The following is an 18,326-nucleotide window of genomic DNA, read 5'->3' as shown; positions in this document are numbered from 1 at the left end:
CACATGGCTACCCTTGAAATCCACGACCTGCACGTCACCGTCGAGGCCGACAACGCCACGAAGGAGATCCTGCGCGGTGTCGACCTCACCGTGAAGCAGGGCGAGACGCACGCCATCATGGGCCCCAACGGCTCGGGCAAGTCGACCCTCGCGTACTCCCTCGCCGGTCACCCGAAATACACCATCACCGGCGGCACCGTCACCCTCGACGGTGAGGACGTCCTGGAGATGACCGTCGACGAGCGCGCCCGCGCCGGTCTCTTCCTGGCCATGCAGTACCCCGTCGAGGTCCCCGGCGTCTCCGTCTCCAACTTCCTGCGCACCTCGGCCACCGCCGTCCGCGGCGAGGCCCCCAAGCTGCGTACGTGGGTCAAGGAGGTCCGGGAGGCCATGGAGCGCCTCCAGATGGACCCCGCCTTCGCCGAGCGGAGCCTCAACGAGGGCTTCTCCGGCGGTGAGAAGAAGCGCCACGAGATTCTCCAGCTCGAACTGCTCAAGCCCAGGATCGCCATCCTCGACGAGACCGACTCCGGTCTCGACGTGGACGCGCTGCGGGTCGTCTCCGAGGGCGTCAACCGCGTCCGCGAGACCGGCGAGGTCGGCACCCTGCTGATCACGCACTACACCCGGATCCTCCGCTACATCAAGCCCGACTTCGTGCATGTCTTCGCCCAGGGCCGTATCGCCGAGTCCGGCGGCGCGGAGCTGGCCGACAAGCTGGAGAACGAGGGCTACGAGGCATACGCGAAGGGTGGCGTCCCCGCGTGACACAACTGCCGGGCCTTCTCCCCACGTCGGGCCGTCTCCTGGACGAGGCGATCCGCAAGGACTTCCCGATCCTCGACCGGGTGATCCACGGCAAGAAGCTCGTGTACCTGGACTCCGCGGCGACCTCGCAGAAGCCGCGCCAGGTGCTCGACGCGCTCAACGAGTACTACGAGCAGCACAACGCGAATGTCCACCGCGGGGTGTACACCATCGCCGAGGAGGCCACGGCGCTGTACGAGGGCGCCCGTGACAAGGTCGCCGCGTTCATCAACGCGCCGAGCCGCGACGAGGTCATATTCACCAAGAACGCGTCCGAGTCGCTCAACCTCGTGGCCAACATGCTCGGCTGGGCCGACGAGCCCTACCGGGTCGACCACGAGACCGAGATCGTCATCACGGAGATGGAGCACCACTCCAACATCGTGCCGTGGCAGCTGCTCGCGCAGCGCACCGGCGCGAAGCTGAAGTGGTTCGGCATCACCGACGACGGCCGGCTCGACCTGTCGAACATCAACGAGATCATCACCGAGAAGACGAAGATCGTCTCCTTTGTGCTGGTCTCCAACATCCTCGGCACCCAGAACCCGGTCGAGGCGATCGTCCGCCGCGCGCAGGAGGTCGGCGCGCTGGTCTGCGTCGACGCCTCGCAGGCGGCGCCGCACCAGGTGCTCGACGTCCAGGCGCTCCAGGCGGACTTCGTGGCCTTCACCGGCCACAAGATGGTCGGCCCGACCGGTATCGGTGTCCTGTGGGGCCGCCAGGAGCTGCTGGAGGACCTCCCGCCGTTCCTGGGCGGCGGCGAGATGATCGAGACCGTGTCGATGCACTCGTCCACCTACGCCCCGGCGCCGCACAAGTTCGAGGCCGGTACGCCCCCGATCGCCCAGGCCGTCGGCCTCGGCGCGGCCGTGGACTACCTGTCCGCGATCGGCATGGACAAGATCGCCGAGCATGAGCACGCGATCACCGAGTACGCGGTCCGGCGCCTGCTGGACGTACCCGACCTGCGGATCATCGGCCCGACGACGGCCGAGGACCGGGGCGCGACGATCTCCTTCACCCTCGGCGACATCCACCCGCACGACGTGGGCCAGGTCCTCGACGAGCAGGGCATCGCGGTCCGGGTCGGCCACCACTGCGCCCGTCCGGTCTGCCTGCGGTACGGAATTCCCGCGACCACGCGAGCGTCTTTCTATCTGTACTCCACTCCGGCCGAGGTCGATGCCCTGGTCGAGGGGCTGGAGCACGTCCGTAATTTCTTCGGATGAGGGTTTGAGGGGCTGAACTCGTGAAGTTGGATTCGATGTACCAGGACGTCATCCTGGACCACTACAAGCACCCTCACGGGCGCGGTCTGCGGGACGGCGACGCCGAGGTGCACCACGTGAACCCGACGTGCGGTGACGAGATCACCCTGCGTGTGCGGTACGAGGGCTCGCGCGTCGCGGATGTCTCGTACGAGGGCCAGGGCTGCTCCATCAGCCAGGCCAGCGCCTCCGTACTGAACGACCTGCTGGTCGGCAGGGAGCTGGCCGAGGCGCGGAAGATCCAGGGCACCTTCCTGGAGCTGATGCAGTCCCGCGGCAGGATCGAGCCGGACGACGCGATGGAGGAGGTGCTGGAGGACGCGGTCGCGTTCGCCGGCGTCTCGAAGTACCCCGCCCGCGTGAAGTGCGCCCTGCTCGCCTGGATGGCCTGGAAGGACGCCACGGCCCAGGCCCTGGGCGACGGGTCCCCGGACACGGGTTCGGGCGCCGGTTCGGGCGATGACTCTTTGAAGGAGACGGCATGAGCGAGAACGACACCGTGACGATGAAGCCCGCCTCCGAGGACGAGGTCCGCGAGGCGCTGTACGACGTGGTCGACCCCGAGCTGGGCATCGACGTCGTCAACCTGGGCCTGATCTACGGCATCCACATCGACGATTCCAATATCGCGACACTGGACATGACCCTGACGTCGGCGGCCTGTCCGCTGACCGATGTGATCGAGGACCAGGCGAAGTCCGCGACGGACGGACTGGTCAGCGAGCTGAAGATCAACTGGGTCTGGATGCCCCCGTGGGGCCCGGACAAGATCACCGACGACGGCCGCGAGCAGCTGCGCGCGCTGGGCTTCAACGTCTGAGGTGACGGCGCCCGTCCCCGGATGTGCCGCGAGACCCCCACGGTCCTTTCCCGGACCCGTGGGGGTCTCGCGTTGAGTGGGTGAGTCCGCCCGATATGGCAGGTGAGACAACGATCACCCGTGTTGGCGAAGAAGGATCGATCCCATGGCTGCTTCCCCCTCCCGCCGTACCCGCACCGCTCTGTTGTCGGCCGGCGCCGTGGCGCTTGTCGTGGTGGGGGTGGGGACATGGGCCTGGACGCGTGACGACGGCGGCAGTGCGTGCTCGGTCCTGCGCGAGGACGGCAGGATCCGGACGGTGCTGGGCTCCGCCTACCGTGACGACCTCGACTGCGCGGCCCTCGGGGAGAAGCTCAAGGACTCCGCGACCGGGAGCGGGGAGGGGGCACACTCCGTCGAACAGGCTCGGGCCATGCGGGACATCATCTCGGCTACCGGTGACACCTTGAAGAGCGACGGCCTCGCTCTGGACAGCGCTCTGCGGATGCCACTGGCCGAGATTCTGGCGGACTACACGCCCGACACGCACGAGATCCTCAGGCGGCTCGATTTCGATTACGAGAAGCATCTGTCGGACGGTGAGCCGTGGGAGGACGATTCGGGGGTGCGCGTGACGGTGCCGAACGACACCCTTGTGCGCGTCATCCGGGCGATCTCCCAGGACCCCGCCGCCTATGCGGTCATCAGGATCGCCGAGGGGCGCCATGCGGCGGGGAAGCTGGTTGCGATTCCCGCCCGAGCGGATGATCTGAAGATAAATCTGGCGGCGTGCGGGAATGCCAGGACGCTCGGCTCCCTCGACGGAATCGCGGCCGACACCACGGCCGGGCTGTCGAAGGAGAAGCGAACCCGCTGGGAGAACCAGGTGATCGAGGCCCTCTCGGCACAGGCTTCCTCCTCCGGCATACCGCCCTACAAGACCGACCCCGTAGGGCATGTGACGGGGACCTGGGCGGGAAAACTGCACGTCGGCGAGGTGAAACACTTCTCCGTGACATTCCGTGCGCAAGCCGTGGAATACGTCAATACCTGGGCGCGATACCGCACGGTGGAACCGGCGCTGCTGGAGAATCTCGCGGTCGAGTGCCGGAAGAGCGCCACCAATATGTATGTGGAGACCCTGCGCACCCTTGAGAAGAAGTGACCCGATCTCAGGGAAGTGGTCCTGACGCCGACGCTCGGCGTCGGCGTCAGGACCGGTGAAAGAGGGCCGGAAGTCTCATTCGAAGGTCTTCAGGGGGTCCTCGCCGCTGGTCCACAGGACGCCGAGTCGTTGGCGGGCCAGGCGCCAGCCGTTCGGGGTGCGGTGGAAGTTCCAGTCGTACGGGCCGCCCATGGCGTACGGGGTGGAGGTTCCGCCGGGTGTGGTGACGGCGACGAACCACATGTAGCCGATGCCGGTCGCCAGGTCGCCGTCGATGTCGAAGTGCATGTTGAGGATGTGGTGCTGCATGCTCGGGTAGGGCGCCTCCGCCTTCGCCACCGTCGCCCGGATCGCCTCCCTTCCGCGGATCCTGTCCCACGGCCCGAACTCCAGGACCGCGTCCTCGGTCCAGCAGGCGATCCAGGTCTCCCAGTCCTTGCGGTCGAGCGCCCGCCAGCCCCGGATCATGAGGGCGCGCAGTGCTTCGCCGTCCTCCAGGGCGCGTACTCTGCGGGCCAGGCCGGCGGGGTCGGCGGTTTCTTCCTCCGGGCGGCTCACTGGGCGCTCGCGGTGGGGCGTACGACGATCTCGTTCACGTCGACCTGTGGCGGCTGGGAGAGCGCGTACGCGATGGCGTCCGCGATGGCCGAGGCGGGCAGTGCCACCGAGCGGTAGGTCTTCATCTCCTCCCTGGCCTCCGGATCCGCGATGGCGTCGGCGAGTTCGGACTCGGTCACGCCCGGCGAGACGAGGGTGACCCGGATGTCCCCGGCGGACTCCTGGCGCAGCCCCTCGGAGATCGCGCGGACGGCGAACTTGGTGGCGCAGTAGACGGCGGCGGTGGGCGAGACCTCGTACGCGCCGACAGAGGCGATGTTCACGAGGTGCCCGCCGCCCTGGGCGCGCATCACGGGCAGCGCGGCGGCGATGCCGTGCAGCACCCCGCGTACGTTCACGTCGATCATGCGGTCCCACTCCTCGGTCCTGAGCGCGGCCAGCGGGGAGAGGGGCATCAGGCCCGCGTTGTTCACGAGGGCGTCGAGCCGGCCGTACGCGCGAACCGCCGCGTCGACAAACGCGCGGGTGTCCGCCGCGTCGGTGACGTCCAGCCGCTGGAAGGAGGCGGTACCGCCCTCCTTGGTGATCTCCTCGACCAGCCGCTCCAGCCGGTCGGTACGGCGCGCGCCGAGCAGGACCCGGTGCCCGTCCGCCGCGAGCCGGCGCGCCGTCGCCTCACCGATGCCGCTGCTCGCGCCGGTGATGGCCACGGCTTTCGTGGTGTGCCGCGTCATGTTGTTCCTCCTGGTGGGGGGAAGAGAACGAGGTGTTGTCGTTCCCCGGAGTCTGGGCGGCGGCGGACGCCCCAACCAGGACGGGCTGTGCCGGGACGGGCTGTGCCGGGACAGGCTGTGCCGGGCCGCGCCGTGGCTGGGTACGGCGCACCCAGGTACGCGGCGGGCGGCCGTTCTAGCCTGACGGGGTGACCAGCAACGCTCTCGGCGACTTCCTCCGCGCCCACCGTGCCCGGCTGCGCCCCGGCGATGTGGGGCTCGCCTCCTACGGCCGCCGCCGGGTCGCCGGGCTCCGGCGGGAGGAGGTCGCCGTACTGGCCGGCATGAACACCGACTACTACACCCGGCTGGAACAGGGCCGGGAGCGCGGTCCCTCGCCCCAGATCCTCGACGCGATCGGCCACGCCCTGCGCCTGGACCGCGAGGCGCGCGAACACCTGCACCGGCTCGCGGGCACCCTCCCGGACGGCCACCGGCCACAGCCGCGCGAGACCGTAGGCCCGATGCTGCGGCAACTGCTCGACGGCTACCCGAACACCCCGGCCTTCGTCCTCAACCCGGCGCTCGACCTCCTGGCCGCCAACAGCCTGGCCGACGCGCTCTTCACCCCGTTCGGGGCGGCGGACAACCTCGCCCGTATGACCTTCCTCGACCCGGCGGGCCGTACCTTCTACCCGCAGTGGCACCGCGTCGCCGAGGCGGTCGTCGCGGAACTGCGCCGGGCCACCGGCCTCGTACCGGACTATCCGCGCCTGAACGACCTGGTGAGCGCGCTCAGCGCGGCGAGCGACGAATTCGCCGCGCTCTGGTCCGCGCACAGCGTCCGCGGCAAGACCCACGACGCCAAGGAACTCGTCCATCCCGAGGTGGGGCCGCTCTCCCTCACGTACCAGACCTTCGACGTACGCGGAGCCACCGGCCAGCAGGTCGTGATCTACCACGCGGAACCGGGCAGCCCCAGCTCCCTCGCCCTCACCCTGCTCGGCACGCTCCACGCGACGCGGCGCGGGGAGGACGGGCACCGGCAGCGGGGCTCGGGGCGGTAGCCGGCCGTTCAGGCCGAAGGCACGCCGTCGCCGTGGGCGGCGCGGGCACTGCCCGGGGTGTCATGCGCGTCGGCGCCCAGGACATTCCGGCGGCCCCACGCGCCGAGCGGGCCCAGCGCGTCGTTGAGCGAGACGCCCAGCGGCGTCAGCGCGTACTCGACACGCGGCGGCACCTCGTCGTACTCCGTACGGCAAACGATGCCGTCGCCCTCCAGCTCCCGCAGATGGGAGGCGAGCACCTTCTCGGTGATTCCCGGCACCAGGCGGCGCAGCTCACCGAAGCGGCAGACCGTCCGGTCGTTCAGCGCCCAGAGGATGAGCACCTTCCACTTGCCGCCGATCACATCCATCGCGGCATCGATCCCGCAGACGTACGCGCCCGGTCTCCGTACGGTCGCCATGCTCCCCGTTCCTCCCACCCGCTACCTGCTCGCTCACCTCGGGGTAACCACCCACAACCAAGTGCGTACTTGATCGTTCCGTGCGCTGCGAACAGCCTAATCACCATGACTGACAACACCGTTGGAAAGATTCCGCTCACCCTTCTCGGGCTCGGCGCCATGGGCACCGCGCTCGCCCGCACCTGGCTCACCGCCGGACATCCGCTGACCGTCTGGAACCGTACCGCCGCCCGTTGCGAACCCCTGGCCGCCGAGGGCGCCATGGTCGCCGCCGACCCGGCCGAGGCCGTGGCGGCGAGCGGGCCGGTGGTGCTGTGCCTGCTCGACGACGACTCGGTCGACGAGGCCCTGGCCGGTGTCGATCCGGCCGGCAAGGACCTCGTCAACCTCACCACCAGCACCCCCGGCCAGGCCCGTGCCCGCGCCGCGTGGGCGCGGGAGCGCGGCGCCCGCTTCCTGGACGGCGGGATCATGGCGGTCCCGCCGATGATCGGCGTGCCGGAGGCGGGCGGTTACGTCTTCTACAGCGGCGACCGCGCCGTCTTCGACGCCCACCGCGATGTGCTGTCCGTACCGGCCGCCACCACCTACGTCGGCCCGGACCCCGGCTTCGCCGCGCTCCACGATGTCGCGCTGCTGAGCGCGATGAACGGCATGCTCGCGGGCGTCGCCCACGCGTTCGCGCTGATCCGCGACGAGGACATCCCGCCGAAGGACTTCGCTCCGCTGCTCGCGGGCTGGCTCGCGGCCATGTCCGCGTCCGTACACAGGACCGCCGACCAGATCCAGAGCGGCGACTACGCGAAGGACGTCGTCTCCAACCTCGCCATGCAGGTCGCGGGAGCGCCGACGCTGCTGCGCACCGCCGAGGAACAGGGCGTCAGCACCGAGCTGTTGACCCCGTACGTGGCCCTGCTGGAGCGCCGCCTCGCGGACGGCCACGGCGCGGAGGACACGACGGGAGTCATCGACCTGCTGGCGCGGTAGCGCTGGCGGGGGCCGGTCCGGGGCGGGGGCTGGTCCGGGGCTGGGGCCCGCCCCGGACCCCGGTTACAGCCACATGAGCTGCGGCGTCACCTGGGCGCCCACGCGGTACGCGCGCAGCGCGCGGTCCGGGGACACGGCGCGCATACGGCGGTCCCCCTCGACGCTGATCACCTCCGCGTGGTCCTCGAACGCCATCCCCGTACGGACGCGTGCGCGCGCTGTCCGTGCCTGGGTCACCAGTCGGTGAGATCCACCAGGTACCGGCAGTGCGGGTCGTCCACCGCTTCCGAGGCCCGCCACTCCTCGCCGAGCAGTGAGGGCAGCGCGGCCAAGAGGGCGGTCAGCGCACCGCCTGGCCGTACGTCGGCGGCGATCACGCCGGAGATGTCGTCCGCGCTGTCCATGTACAGGCGCAACAGGCCCTTTTTCCTGAACAGGAACCCGCGCAGACGTGCCCCGGGCTGTGGGTGGCCAGGTCGCGCAGGGTGGTGGTGTCGGGGTTGGCGCTGAAGGCGCGGATGCGGCGGGGGCCGTACACGGTGGATGTCGTGATCGCGGCCAGGGCGGGGGCGGAGAGGCCGACGGTGACCAGCCGGCCGCCCTTGGCCAGCCGGCTGCGGTAGCAGTGCAGTTCCGTGCCGACCGTGTCGACGATGACGTCGAACGGGTCGATCCCGTCCGAGGTGGTGGAGCCGTAGTCCAGGACCCGGTCGGCGCCCAGGGCGGTGAGTGTCTCGGCGTGGCGGTCGCGGGCCAAGGCCGTCACATGGCCGCCCATCGCGTGGGCCAGTTGTACGGCGGCGGTGCCGACTCCGCCCGCCGAGCCCCGGACGAGGACGCGTTCGCCGCTCGCGGGGGTGCACCGTGCCCCAGACCCGGTCCCCGGGCTTCGGGTTCCAGGGCGTCGGACCTCCGGGGCTTGGATTCCCGGTGCTTAGCCCTCCGGCCTCGGCGCCCGTCTCCACTACTACGCCCGCGAAGTCCAGCCCGACCCCCAGCGGAAGGCGCCTGCCCGACACGATCTTCAGCTCCCCGGCGCGCACGATCACGTCGTGTCCGTTCACACTGGACGCCTCGACCGCCACCAGCACCTCCCCCGCGCCGGGAACAGGGCGCTCGACGTCCTCCACCCGCATGATTCGGGCTGCCTTCATCGCGAGGTTCCTTAGGGAGGGGGGTGGTTGTTGTGGGTCCATGCTCGCGTCCGCGATCTCGGGCGTTCCCCTTTTCCTGGGACCGGCAGACCCACCTGCGGGCCCGCCGGACGTGGCTCCGTCCCGAGGATGTCGGGCTGGAGCCCGGGCCCCGGCGGCGTGTCGCCGGGCTGCGGCGGGAGGAGCTGGCCCTGCTGGCGGGGGTGAGCGCGGACTACTACCAGCGCATGGAGCAGGGGCGCGATGTACAGCCCTCGGACCAGGTCCTGGACGCTCGCGCGCGCCCTCGGTTTCACCGCAGCTGCCCACCACGCTGCGGCTGCTGCGGACCATGACCACGCTCGCCTTGGTCGTCGGGCGCTTCCTGGACGTGCTGGCCTGGAATCCGCTCGCCGGTGTCCTGCTCGGCGAGTTCACCCAGCAGCCGCTGGACGGGCGGAATCTGCTGGCGCTGCTGCTGCACCCGGAGGCGGACCGGGCCTGTCCGGACCGGGCCGCCACCGTCGTCGAGCTGACCGCGATGCTACGGGCGCAGGTCGCGGACGGGCCGGGGCATCCGCGCGCGGTGGAGCTGGTCGGTGAACTCGCCGTACGCAGCGATGAGTTCGCCGCCACATGGGCCCGCCACGATGTGGTGGGGACGACCCGCGGCCGGATGCGTCTCAACCATCCGCTGATCGGGGAGACCACCCTGGACTGGGACGCCTACCCGATGCCGGGCGCCCCCGGTCGTCAGTGCGTCGGCGGGGTGCCCGGGGTGCCCATGGCGGGCGTGACGCCTGCCGCGTCCGCCAGGACCGGGGCCAGGTTCTCGTTCCGGATGCGCTGGTCCACGTAGAGCAGATTGACCACGAGCTGCGGAAGGGTCGCCGTGATGATCTGGCTGATCACGCCCGCGACCAGGGTGATGACCATGTAGATGCCCATGAACGCCAGGAATTGCGTGGCCGGGGATCTGGACTCGGAGGTGGTGAGGGTCAGTTGGCCGCTGAGCAGCCCGACCACGTTGACGACCTGCTGGATCATGGCCGCGGCGACGCTCGCCAGGGCGTAGCCGAGGAGGGAGATGCCGAAGATCCGCCACCACGCGCCGTCCACCAGCCGCGCGGAGCGGCGCATGGAGGCGACCGGGCCGCTGGACTCGATGACCGCGACCGAGGGGGCCAGGCTGAAGCGGGTCCAGAGCCAGGCGCTGAGCGGCATCAGGGCGAGCGCGCCGAGCATGCCGACCGGGAAGAGCCACTTCGGCCCCTCGAAGGGCCATTCGTCGACCTGGTTCGGCAGGAACAGCAGGCCGGCGAAGCCGATGAGGAACAGAATGATCGGCGGCAGGGCGATCAGGACGGTCAGCAGGACGGTGCCCAGGACCGAGCCGAGCCGTGAAGCGGCCCTGCGGGCGGTCTCGTCGATCGTGATCGGACGGCCCAGGACCGCCTGCTGGACGATCGCCGGGCAGGCCGTCTGGATCACGACGTTGGCGAGCACCACCAGCGCGACCGAGACGATCCAGAAGCAGGCGAAGGCGATCAGCAGCGGGCGGATCTCCGGCCATGTCGGCTCGTCCGCCCCGCGCATGTTGAAGACCGCTCGCGCCTGGTCGCTGACGGAGGCGTACGCGATGAACCCGGCCGCGATCATCAGGAACGCGGCCACGCCGTACGCCGCCAGGGCCGTGCCGAGCAACTGCTTCCAGTAGCGGCCGATGGTGGTGAACGCGCCGTTGAGTATGTCGCTGACGCGCAGCGGACCCAGCGGGATCACACCGGGCTTGGGCGGTCCGGGGGGTGGCGTCCAGCCGCCGTCCCAGCCTTCGTTCCAGCCGCCGTTCGGGCCGTCGTTCGGGCCGCCGGGGCCGTATCCGCCGCCCGGTCCGTAGCCGCCTCCGGGGCCGTATCCGCCCGGTCCGTATCCGCCGGGCCCGTATCCACCGGGTCCCACGTTCTGTGTCATGTGCCGTACCCCCGTACATGTTTATCCGCTCATAAGAACAGCACACCGTATCGGGCCGTGCGGTATCCGTGTTGTGTACGGTCGTACATAGTCATGTGTACACTCGTACACATGGGATACGGACTGCTCGCCGCGGCGATCGCGGCGGAGGTGGCCGGCACGACGGCCATGAAGTACAGCGAGGGATTCACACGGCTCTGGCCCTCGGTGCTGACCGTGGCCGGCTATCTGGTGGCGTTCGGTCTGCTGGCGCAGACGCTCAAGACGCTCTCCATCGGTACGGCCTACGCGATCTGGGCCGGCGCGGGCACGGCGGTCATCGCCGTCATCGGCATGCTCTTCCTGAACGAGTCGGCGAGTCCGGTCAAACTGGCCGGTATCGCCCTGGTGGTCGCGGGCGTTGTCGTCCTCAACCTCGGGGGAGCCCACTGATGACAGGGGTACATGACAGGAGTACGGCGATGAGCAGGAGTGCGGCGATCAGCGGGAGTGCGGCGACGACAGGAGCCCGCCGGTGACCCGTCGTTACGATCCCGAGCGGCGCCAGCGCATCATCGACGCGGCGATCCGGGTGGTCGGGCGCGGTGGTATCGCCGGGCTGAGCCATCGCACGGTCGCCGCCGAGGCCGATGTGCCGCTCGGCTCGACCACGTACCACTTCGGCTCGCTGGACGAGCTGCTGATCGCCACGTTGCGCCAGGCCAACGAGGGGTTCGCGGCGGTGTTCCTGGAGCGCGGCTCGTTCGACGGTCCGGAGTGCGACATCGCGGGGGAGCTGGCCCGGGTCACGGGCGAGTGGCTGGCCCGCGACCGTACCGGTGTGGAGCTGGAGTTCGAGCTGTACCTCGCGGCCCTGCGCCGGCCCGCGCTGCGGCCGGTCGCGGCGGAGTGGAGCGCCGCGCTCAGCGCCCTGCTCGCGCCGTACACCGATCCGGTCACCGCGCGGGCGCTGGTCGCGATGGTGGACGGGATCTGCCTCCAGGTCCTGCTGACGGACATGGAGTACGACGCCGGGTACGCCCGCGAGATGTTCGCCCGGCTGCTTCCGGCGGTACGTTGACGTGATGAGCGCCCCCGGAACTCCGCCCGTCCCGCCCGTGTCGTCGGTCCCGTCGGTCCCGCCCGCCGGCCCCGAGATCACCCATGGCGAGTGCCGGCAGTGCGGCACCCTCATCGCCGGGCTCGACGGCCGCTACAGCTGCGGGGTGTGCGGCTGGGTCAACCACCACTCGGAGGGGCACCGGCCGCTGCCGCGCGCCGAGGACGACATCGACCACGCGGTCGGCGGCTCCGAGGCGAACCGGCTGAGTTGAGCGCGGCGGTAAGGGGCAGGGCGCGGCGGTAAGGGGTGGGACGCGGCGGTAAGGGGTGGGGCCGGTCGGCGACCGATACCTGAGACCGGTTGGCCCGGCGCCGCCCGGACCGTTAGGTTTTGCCGTATGACCGACTCGTCTTCCCCCAGTACCCCCCGGGCCACCGGCGCCGTCGCCGCCGGTCTCGCCACCCTCACCGAGGACGGCACCGTCCTCGACACCTGGTTCCCGTCCCCGGCGCTCGCCGCCGAGCCCGGCCCGGCCGGCACGGAGCGGCTGAGCGCCGAGCGCGCCGCGGAACTGCTGGGGGCGGGCGCGGCGAAAGCCGTCGGGCCCGACGCGCGGCGCGGGGTCGAGGTCGTCGCCGTCCGTACGGTCATCGCCTCGCTCGACGACAAGCCGCTCGACGCCCATGACGCGTATCTGCGGCTGCATCTGCTCAGCCACCGGCTGGTGAAGCCGCACGGCCAGAGCCTGGAGGGGCTCTTCGGGCTGCTCGCCAACGTCGCCTGGACCTCGCTCGGGCCGGTCGCGGTGGACACGCTGGAGACCGTACGGCTGAACGCGCGCGCCGAGGGGCTGCACCTCCAGGTGACCTCGGTCGACAAGTTCCCGCGCATGACGGACTACGTGGCGCCCAAGGGCGTCCGGATCGCGGACGCGGACCGGGTGCGGCTCGGCGCGCACCTCGCCGAGGGCACGACCGTGATGCACGAGGGTTTCGTCAACTTCAACGCGGGCACGCTCGGCACGTCCATGGTCGAGGGCCGGATCTCCGCGGGCGTCGTCGTGGGTGACGGCTCCGACATCGGCGGCGGCGCCTCCACCATGGGCACGCTCTCCGGCGGCGGTACGCAGCGCATCGTCATCGGTGAGCGCTGCCTGATCGGCGCCGAGGCGGGCGTCGGGATCGCGCTGGGCGACGAGTGCGTCGTGGAGGCCGGGCTGTATGTCACGGCGGGCACCCGGGTCACGCTGCCCGACGGGCAGATCGTCAAGGCGCGCGAGCTGTCCGGCGCGAGCAACATCCTCTTCCGCCGCAACTCGGTGACGGGCACGGTCGAGGCCCGCCCGAACAACGCGGTCTGGGGCGGTCTGAACGACATGCTCCACAGCCACAACTGACCCGGTCGCCCCGCCTGGTTGCTTGAGCCCGGCGCCCGGCCGATTCAGCCGGCCGTCACTGCCGGCATCGTCACCAGTTCCTCGTACGTCCTCAGCAGCCCGTCGGCCGTCTCCCGGCCGGCGGGCCGCAGTGGTTCGCGGACCGGGCCCGCGGGCAGACCGAGCCGGCCGAGCAGGGCCTTGGTGGTGACCGTGCCCGGCAGACCGGCCGCCATCATCCGCTCGATGAGAGGGAGTGCGCGCGCGTTGAGCCGGGCCGCCTCGGCGGTCGCGCCCGCGTCGTACGCGTCGATCGGGGCCCGCAGCGCGCGGGGCGCGGCGTTCGCGACCGTACTGACGAATCCGGCGCCGCCGACCGCGTACAGCGGGAGGTTCAGCTCCTCGCTGCCGGAGTAGTACGCGAGTGACGTGCGGGCGATCACCCCGGCGCTGCCCAGCGGGTCGTACGCGCAGTCCTTGACGGCTACGACGCGCGGATGCGCGGCGAGCCGCAGCATGGTCGCGGGCTCGATCCGGCTTCCGGTGCGGGCCGGGATGTCGTACAGCATCAGCGGAATGCCGGAGGCGTCGGCGACCCGCAGGAAGTGGGCTTCGATGTCCCCCTGCGGCGGGCGGCTGTAGTACGGGGTGACCACCAGCAGGCCGTGCGCGCCGGCGTGTTCGGCCTCGCGCGCCAGCGCGAGGGTGTGCCGGGTGCTGGGGCCGCCGACCCCCGCGACGACATACGCCCGGTCGCCCACCTCCGCGCACACGGCCCGGACGAGCGCGGTCTTCTCGGCGTCGGTGGTGGTGGGCGATTCGCCGGTGGTGCCGTTGAGGACGAGGCCGTCGCAGCCTTCGTCGACGAGCCGGGCGGCCAGTTCGCGCGCGCCTGCCGGGTCGAGTTCGCCGGTGGGGGTGAAGGGGGTGACCATCGCGCAGAGGGCGCGGCCGAAGGGGCGCGGAGGGCCGGGGAGGGTGCTGGGTGCAGTGCTCATGGCGCCAGTGTCGGGCGCTTGTTCTGTGAAGGTCTACTTAGTTCTGCTACGGGTGAGTGTGTAGCAATGCTGAATCCTGAGGGCTTGCCGCACGCCGTCGCTTTCCGGACAGGTTTCCGTGTCGGCTTCGGGCGGTTCGACCCGGTCCGGCGGCGCGGGGCGCGAGGTTGGCGGGCGCACGAGTACGCGGGGGACGGACGCGGTCGTATCGTACGGCTCAGCGCTGACCGCGACGCCCGTGTGCGGACGGACTGTCAGTGGGTGCTGGTCCAATAGAGGACATGGGGGCATGGAGAAGCATGAACAGCCAAAGCCGATTCGCCGACCGCGGCGAAGCTTTCAGAAGTGAACTCGACGCGTTGCGTGCGGCCTTCCCGCCCGAGCACTGTCTGCCGCCGCTGGGCTGGAACGCCGTGCGGGATTTCGAGCGCGAGCACGGAATCGTCCTGCCGGAGCCCTATCGCACGCTGGTCGCCGAGATCTGCGACGGCTGCCCGGAGGGGCCGGCCGATGTCGACGGGCTGATACCCCTGGCGGCGCTGCCCGCCGACTGGGGGTGCGCCCAGACGCAGCGTGTGCTGGCGGAGCCCTTCCCGCTCACCGAGACATGGGTGTGGGAGGACGACACCCGGCCGTACGAGGAGATAGAGCCACTCATCGACGAGGTCTCCAACCACGGGAGTGTGGTGCTGGGCACGGACGGCTGCGGGATGTACTGGCATCTGGTCGTCACCGGCGCCGACCGGGGACGGATCTGGAACATCAGCGATGTGGGCGCGGCCCCGTTCGGAGCGGCGTTCGGACACCGTACGGAAGGGGAGGGCTTCGCCGGCTGGGTGGCGCACTGGGCCGCCGCGCGCCGGTCGTGGTTCGACATGGTGGTGTGAGGTTGAAGTGAGGCGAGGTGAGAGCGGGGGGGTGACGGGACGGGCTTGACCTCAACCGCGCTTCATCTTCGAGCATGGTGAGTGCCCGCGCACCAGGGGGGTGCGCGCACTTCAGGAGGCACCGTCACCATGTCCGTTCCTCTCACCGCGGCTCCCGATCCCGCCAGGTCCGGCGTCGGAGCCGTCACAGCGAGTACCTGGCGCGTGGGTACGCCCGCGCGCCAGCGGGCCTGCGTCGAGGCCATCTCCCGGGTGTGGCGCGCCCGCCCCTGGCCGGACGCCGGGCTGCTCTCGTACAGCGTGGCCGTCGGGGAGGACGGCGACACCCTGCTCCACTACGCGCAGTGGAGCGACACGGCGGCGAACGAGAGGTTCACCGCGCTCTCGCGGGACGAGCGCGTGGCGGAGATCGACGCGGCGGTGCCCGGTATCGAGCGCGTCGGCCTGAGCCGCTTCGAGCTGTACCGGAGCGGGACGCGTCCGGCCGGTGACACGCGCGCGCCCGGCTGTGTGGTGATCGTGGACATCGAGTTCGAGCCCGACGCGGCGGGCCTGCGTGAAGCGGGCGGGCGCGAAGGGTGGGTCGACGCCGTCTTTGCGGCCCTCGACACCGATCCCCGGCTGCCCCCGGGCGGCCTCTCCGCCCACTTCCACCTCAGTACGGACGGGACGCGCGTCCTCAACTACGCGGAGTGGGAGAGCGCCCAGGCGCATATCGACGCGCTCGCGGCGGCCGGGGAGGGGGTCGGCTCACCGACCCCGGAGTGGGCGCGGGTCCGCGCGTACCCCGGCGTACGGGGCAGCACGGTGACGCGGTACACGCCTGCCCTCAGTCTGAGCGCTGGGTAGCGTGCGCGGGCGGTTGTTCCGGCGGGTTGCCCGAAACGATGCGCCGGGGTGCCCTCGTAGCGGAGCTACCAGGGCATTTCGGCAACGCGGCGAGCGTGCGTGCTGGGCGCCGCCGGGCAGACGGGACTTCGGACTTACTCGTCTAGGCTGGGGACCCGCCCCGCGTCGTCCGCGTATGTCACAAGGAGACCCCCCAGATGCCCGGAGACCACCCCACCCTGCCGCCGGTGCGACTGCCCTCGGACGCCGAACTGGCCCGGGACGCGCTGGCCGCGCCGCTGCTCGCCCGGGCGGTGCGCCTCGCCCGCTGGGCCGGGCCGCAGACCCGGGTCGGCGCCGGCGGTGACCTGGTCGACGAACAGCTGCCCGCGGCGGCCGAAGTCCTCGGTCTCGGCGGGGAGTCGGACGAACTGTCCGAGGGCGACGGCGAGGCGTACGCGAGCGAGGCGTGGCGGGTCGCGGTCGACACCGGGCTGGTGGCGGTGGAAGACCCGGCCGACGAGGAGCACGGCCGGTCCGACGAGGACGCGACCGGCACCGTCACCCCCGGCGAGCAGCTCGCGCTGGTCACCTCCGGCGGCCCGCAGGACATTCTCGCGCTCTGGCTGGACGCCCTCGACGTCGTGTTCGCCGACGCGACCGCGCCGGTGCTGGACGATCTGGCCGGTGTCATCGGGGACGACGGCGAGATCGACTTCGAGTCCCTCGACTGGGACCCGGAGGAGGAGGCGGAGTTCCTCGAAGGCGTCCTCGGCAATCTCTATCTGCTGACCGTCACCGACGGCGGCGGCGCCGACGGGCCCGTCCCGCTGCCCGTGCTCGCCGCGTCGATGATCGTCCCCGACGACATGGGCGAGCCCACCGACGACGTCCTGGAGCAGGTGTCGGAGGCCATGATGCGGCTGGACGACCAGTTCCGGCTGCTGGAGCCGATCGGGCTCGTCTCGTATCTGCCCGTCGACGAGGCCCTGATGGTCGAGGACGGCGAGGACCCCGACGCGGCCGACGGGATCGGCGCCGGGGGCGGCGACGGCTCCTCGCCCGTGGACGAGGAGGACGTGACCCGCTACGGGATGGTCCGGCTGACGCCCCTCGGGCTCTACGGGATCCGGGCGCGGATGCTGGAGGCCGGTGTTGACGCGCCCCTGGTCGGCGCCCTCGCGGACAAGGACGCGCACGCGCTGCTCGACGGTGTCGCGGGCTTCCCCGAGCTGTCGGCCCGCGCCGAGACCGAGCAGTGGCTCGCCCGCCGCTCGCCCGCCGACGCCGCGCGTGATCTGCTGGCCGCCGCCCGGGGTACGGACGGGGGCGCGCCGCTGCGCCGGCTCCACTGCCAGCAGGCGCTGTCGCTGGTCGGCGCCGAGGCGGAGACGGCCGTACGGGATGTGCTGGACGACGCGGAGCTGGGCGGGCTGGCCCGGGTCTGGCTCGCGGAGCTGGGCCGGGGGGACGTACCGCCGCCGCCCGAGTCGATGATCTTCTGGCTGGCGATCGACACCATCGCCGCGCAGCTGGACGCGGAGGACGAGCCCGAGGAGCTTCAGGAGCTGGTGGAGGGGCTGGTCGGACAGCACAGCGGCTTCTTCGAGGCGGCCTGGCGCGTGGACCACCCGGCCACGGGCGATGTCCTGGAGGCCATGGGGCGTCTGCACCGGGACCGTACGGTCTCCAAGGACGCGCGAAAGGCGGCGTTCAAGGCGAGGTCCCGCGCGGGAGGCTGAGCCGGGAGGCGGTCGCCGGGCGCCGGGCCGCTGGGAGGCGGGCGTCGGGCCGCTGGGCGCTGGAAGGCGTCGGGCAGGGTGCGGGAGGGGCTCGGGGGGCGCTCGGGGGGCGTGTGTTCGGGGCCCGCGATGCCGGTGGGACAGGCGTGAAAACCGCTTGTGCGCCCCTCCGGGAGAGGGGATCCGGGGGCCGGTCGGTTGTCGGGCATGGCGCGGCGGCCCACATTGGGCGCATACTCAAAGTAATGACAAAGTCAGCCGGATCCCGGCGCCACCTGCCGTCCAGTCCCTTCAACCGCCAGGCCCCGGCCTCACCCCCGCCCGAGCAGTTCGCCGTGGGGGACCGGGTCTCCCACGACCAGTTCGGGTTGGGAAGAGTCATCGGAGTCGAGGGCGAACAAGCCGTGCTCATCGATTTCTCGGGGCGCCAGGGGAGGATCCTGAGCCCCTTCTCCAAACTGACCAAGCTCTGAGGCCACCCACCCCGGAGCCGGGTACGTACCGAGCCGGGCCCCTGGGCCACCGCTGACCTTCAGGATCCGCGGTGGCCCAGGGGCTTCGTCGTGTCCGGAGCCGCGACGTGTC

The 18,326-nt window shown here is 71.1% G+C and carries 22 protein-coding genes and 2 pseudogenes; 16 read left to right on the top strand and 8 right to left on the bottom strand.

Translation table 11 applies throughout. The features are described from left to right. Positions 1–3: 3 nt before the first annotated feature. The 5 genes from sufC (at position 4) to DVK44_RS05550 (ending at position 4,039) form a co-directional block, all read left to right on the top strand. Complete coding sequence (gene sufC, locus DVK44_RS05570; RefSeq protein ID WP_114658611.1) at positions 4–768, top strand: Fe-S cluster assembly ATPase SufC; 765 nt, start codon at positions 4–6, stop codon at positions 766–768. Beyond that, on the top strand, positions 765–2,036 hold the full coding sequence (locus DVK44_RS05565) for a cysteine desulfurase (protein WP_114658610.1): 1,272 nt from the start codon (positions 765–767) through the stop codon (positions 2,034–2,036). Before sufC ends, DVK44_RS05565 begins: the two co-directional genes overlap by 4 nt. Positions 2,037–2,056: 20 nt before the next feature. Next, the gene (gene sufU, locus DVK44_RS05560; protein ID WP_114658609.1) at positions 2,057–2,560 is read left to right on the top strand and encodes a Fe-S cluster assembly sulfur transfer protein SufU; all 504 of its coding nucleotides are present in this window, start codon (positions 2,057–2,059) and stop codon (positions 2,558–2,560) included. Then, the gene (locus tag DVK44_RS05555; RefSeq protein ID WP_114658608.1) at positions 2,557–2,895 is read left to right on the top strand and encodes a metal-sulfur cluster assembly factor; all 339 of its coding nucleotides are present in this window, start codon (positions 2,557–2,559) and stop codon (positions 2,893–2,895) included. Before sufU ends, DVK44_RS05555 begins: the two co-directional genes overlap by 4 nt. 199 nt (positions 2,896–3,094) lie before the next feature. Further along, entirely contained in the window at positions 3,095–4,039 is a 945-nt protein-coding gene (locus tag DVK44_RS05550) for a hypothetical protein (protein WP_162793669.1), read from the top strand. Between the two features lie 75 nt (positions 4,040–4,114). Here the strand turns inward: DVK44_RS05550 and DVK44_RS05545 are convergent, their stop codons facing one another. Together DVK44_RS05545 and DVK44_RS05540 are read right to left on the bottom strand one after the other, a co-directional pair. Further along, a complete protein-coding gene (locus DVK44_RS05545) occupies positions 4,115–4,597 on the bottom strand; it encodes a nuclear transport factor 2 family protein (protein WP_228447005.1) in 483 nt (160 codons plus the stop codon). Beyond that, entirely contained in the window at positions 4,594–5,331 is a 738-nt protein-coding gene (locus DVK44_RS05540; RefSeq protein WP_114658606.1) for an SDR family oxidoreductase, read from the bottom strand. Before DVK44_RS05540 ends, DVK44_RS05545 begins: the two co-directional genes overlap by 4 nt. A 188-nt stretch (positions 5,332–5,519) precedes the next feature. Here DVK44_RS05540 and DVK44_RS05535 point away from each other — a divergent pair, with 188 nt between their 5' ends. Next, a complete protein-coding gene (locus tag DVK44_RS05535; protein ID WP_114658605.1) occupies positions 5,520–6,377 on the top strand; it encodes a helix-turn-helix transcriptional regulator in 858 nt (285 codons plus the stop codon). A gap of 8 nt (positions 6,378–6,385) precedes the next feature. On the opposite strand, the gene DVK44_RS05530 is transcribed toward DVK44_RS05535, so the two are convergent. Beyond that, positions 6,386–6,778 (bottom strand): winged helix-turn-helix transcriptional regulator, encoded by a 393-nt coding sequence (locus DVK44_RS05530; protein ID WP_114658604.1) that lies wholly within the window; start codon positions 6,776–6,778, stop codon positions 6,386–6,388. Between the two features lie 105 nt (positions 6,779–6,883). Between DVK44_RS05530 and DVK44_RS05525 the strand changes: the two genes are divergently transcribed. Continuing rightward, entirely contained in the window at positions 6,884–7,765 is an 882-nt protein-coding gene (locus tag DVK44_RS05525) for an NAD(P)-dependent oxidoreductase (protein ID WP_114658603.1), read from the top strand. A 63-nt stretch (positions 7,766–7,828) separates the two neighbouring features. Here the strand turns inward: DVK44_RS05525 and DVK44_RS36255 are convergent, their stop codons facing one another. The 3 genes and pseudogenes from DVK44_RS36255 to DVK44_RS37855 form a co-directional block, all read right to left on the bottom strand. Next, positions 7,829–8,002 (bottom strand): hypothetical protein, encoded by a 174-nt coding sequence (locus DVK44_RS36255; protein ID WP_162793667.1) that lies wholly within the window; start codon positions 8,000–8,002, stop codon positions 7,829–7,831. Beyond that, on the bottom strand, positions 7,999–8,181 hold the full coding sequence (locus tag DVK44_RS36670) for a hypothetical protein (protein WP_181957405.1): 183 nt from the start codon (positions 8,179–8,181) through the stop codon (positions 7,999–8,001). Before DVK44_RS36670 ends, DVK44_RS36255 begins: the two co-directional genes overlap by 4 nt. Positions 8,182–8,204: 23 nt before the next feature. Continuing rightward, positions 8,205–8,919 (bottom strand): annotated as a pseudogene (locus DVK44_RS37855) (zinc-binding dehydrogenase); the annotation flags it as partial. Positions 8,920–9,014: 95 nt separating this feature from the next. Between DVK44_RS37855 and DVK44_RS37850 the strand changes: the two are divergent. After that, positions 9,015–9,649 (top strand): annotated as a pseudogene (locus tag DVK44_RS37850) (helix-turn-helix domain-containing protein); the annotation flags it as partial. A gap of 2 nt (positions 9,650–9,651) precedes the next feature. Here DVK44_RS37850 and DVK44_RS05510 read toward each other — a convergent pair. Further along, positions 9,652–10,869, bottom strand: a complete 1,218-nt coding sequence (locus tag DVK44_RS05510; protein ID WP_162793665.1) for a hypothetical protein — start codon at positions 10,867–10,869, stop codon at positions 9,652–9,654. 111 nt (positions 10,870–10,980) lie between these two features. Here DVK44_RS05510 and DVK44_RS05505 point away from each other — a divergent pair, with 111 nt between their 5' ends. The 4 genes from DVK44_RS05505 (at position 10,981) to dapD (ending at position 13,307) form a co-directional block, all read left to right on the top strand. After that, positions 10,981–11,301, top strand: coding sequence for a DMT family transporter (locus DVK44_RS05505; RefSeq protein ID WP_114664921.1), 321 nt, complete (start codon positions 10,981–10,983; stop codon positions 11,299–11,301). Between the two features lie 82 nt (positions 11,302–11,383). Beyond that, positions 11,384–11,929 carry a TetR/AcrR family transcriptional regulator gene (locus DVK44_RS05500; RefSeq protein WP_114658601.1) on the top strand — a complete coding sequence of 182 codons (546 nt, stop codon included), beginning with the start codon at positions 11,384–11,386 and terminating at the stop codon, positions 11,927–11,929. Positions 11,930–11,933: 4 nt separating this feature from the next. Beyond that, the gene (locus DVK44_RS05495) at positions 11,934–12,182 is read left to right on the top strand and encodes a hypothetical protein (protein ID WP_228447003.1); all 249 of its coding nucleotides are present in this window, start codon (positions 11,934–11,936) and stop codon (positions 12,180–12,182) included. Positions 12,183–12,308: 126 nt separating this feature from the next. Continuing rightward, complete coding sequence (gene dapD, locus DVK44_RS05490; protein WP_114658599.1) at positions 12,309–13,307, top strand: 2,3,4,5-tetrahydropyridine-2,6-dicarboxylate N-succinyltransferase; 999 nt, start codon at positions 12,309–12,311, stop codon at positions 13,305–13,307. 44 nt (positions 13,308–13,351) lie between these two features. On the opposite strand, the gene dapA is transcribed toward dapD, so the two are convergent. After that, a complete protein-coding gene (gene dapA, locus DVK44_RS05485) occupies positions 13,352–14,284 on the bottom strand; it encodes a 4-hydroxy-tetrahydrodipicolinate synthase (protein ID WP_114658598.1) in 933 nt (310 codons plus the stop codon). Between the two features lie 299 nt (positions 14,285–14,583). Between dapA and DVK44_RS05480 the strand changes: the two genes are divergently transcribed. The 4 genes from DVK44_RS05480 (at position 14,584) to DVK44_RS05465 (ending at position 18,214) form a co-directional block, all read left to right on the top strand. Further along, a complete protein-coding gene (locus DVK44_RS05480) occupies positions 14,584–15,171 on the top strand; it encodes an SMI1/KNR4 family protein (RefSeq protein WP_114658597.1) in 588 nt (195 codons plus the stop codon). A gap of 129 nt (positions 15,172–15,300) precedes the next feature. After that, a complete protein-coding gene (locus tag DVK44_RS05475; RefSeq protein WP_114658596.1) occupies positions 15,301–16,020 on the top strand; it encodes an antibiotic biosynthesis monooxygenase in 720 nt (239 codons plus the stop codon). Between the two features lie 197 nt (positions 16,021–16,217). After that, positions 16,218–17,741 (top strand): hypothetical protein, encoded by a 1,524-nt coding sequence (locus DVK44_RS05470; protein WP_114658595.1) that lies wholly within the window; start codon positions 16,218–16,220, stop codon positions 17,739–17,741. A gap of 245 nt (positions 17,742–17,986) precedes the next feature. After that, positions 17,987–18,214, top strand: a complete 228-nt coding sequence (locus DVK44_RS05465) for a hypothetical protein (protein ID WP_114658594.1) — start codon at positions 17,987–17,989, stop codon at positions 18,212–18,214. Positions 18,215–18,326 lie beyond the last annotated feature (112 nt).

This window comes from Streptomyces paludis (assembly GCF_003344965.1).
Taxonomy (GTDB): domain Bacteria; phylum Actinomycetota; class Actinomycetes; order Streptomycetales; family Streptomycetaceae; genus Streptomyces; species Streptomyces paludis.
Note: the sequence above shows the minus strand (reverse complement) of the source record. Positions and strands in the feature narration are given on the sequence as shown.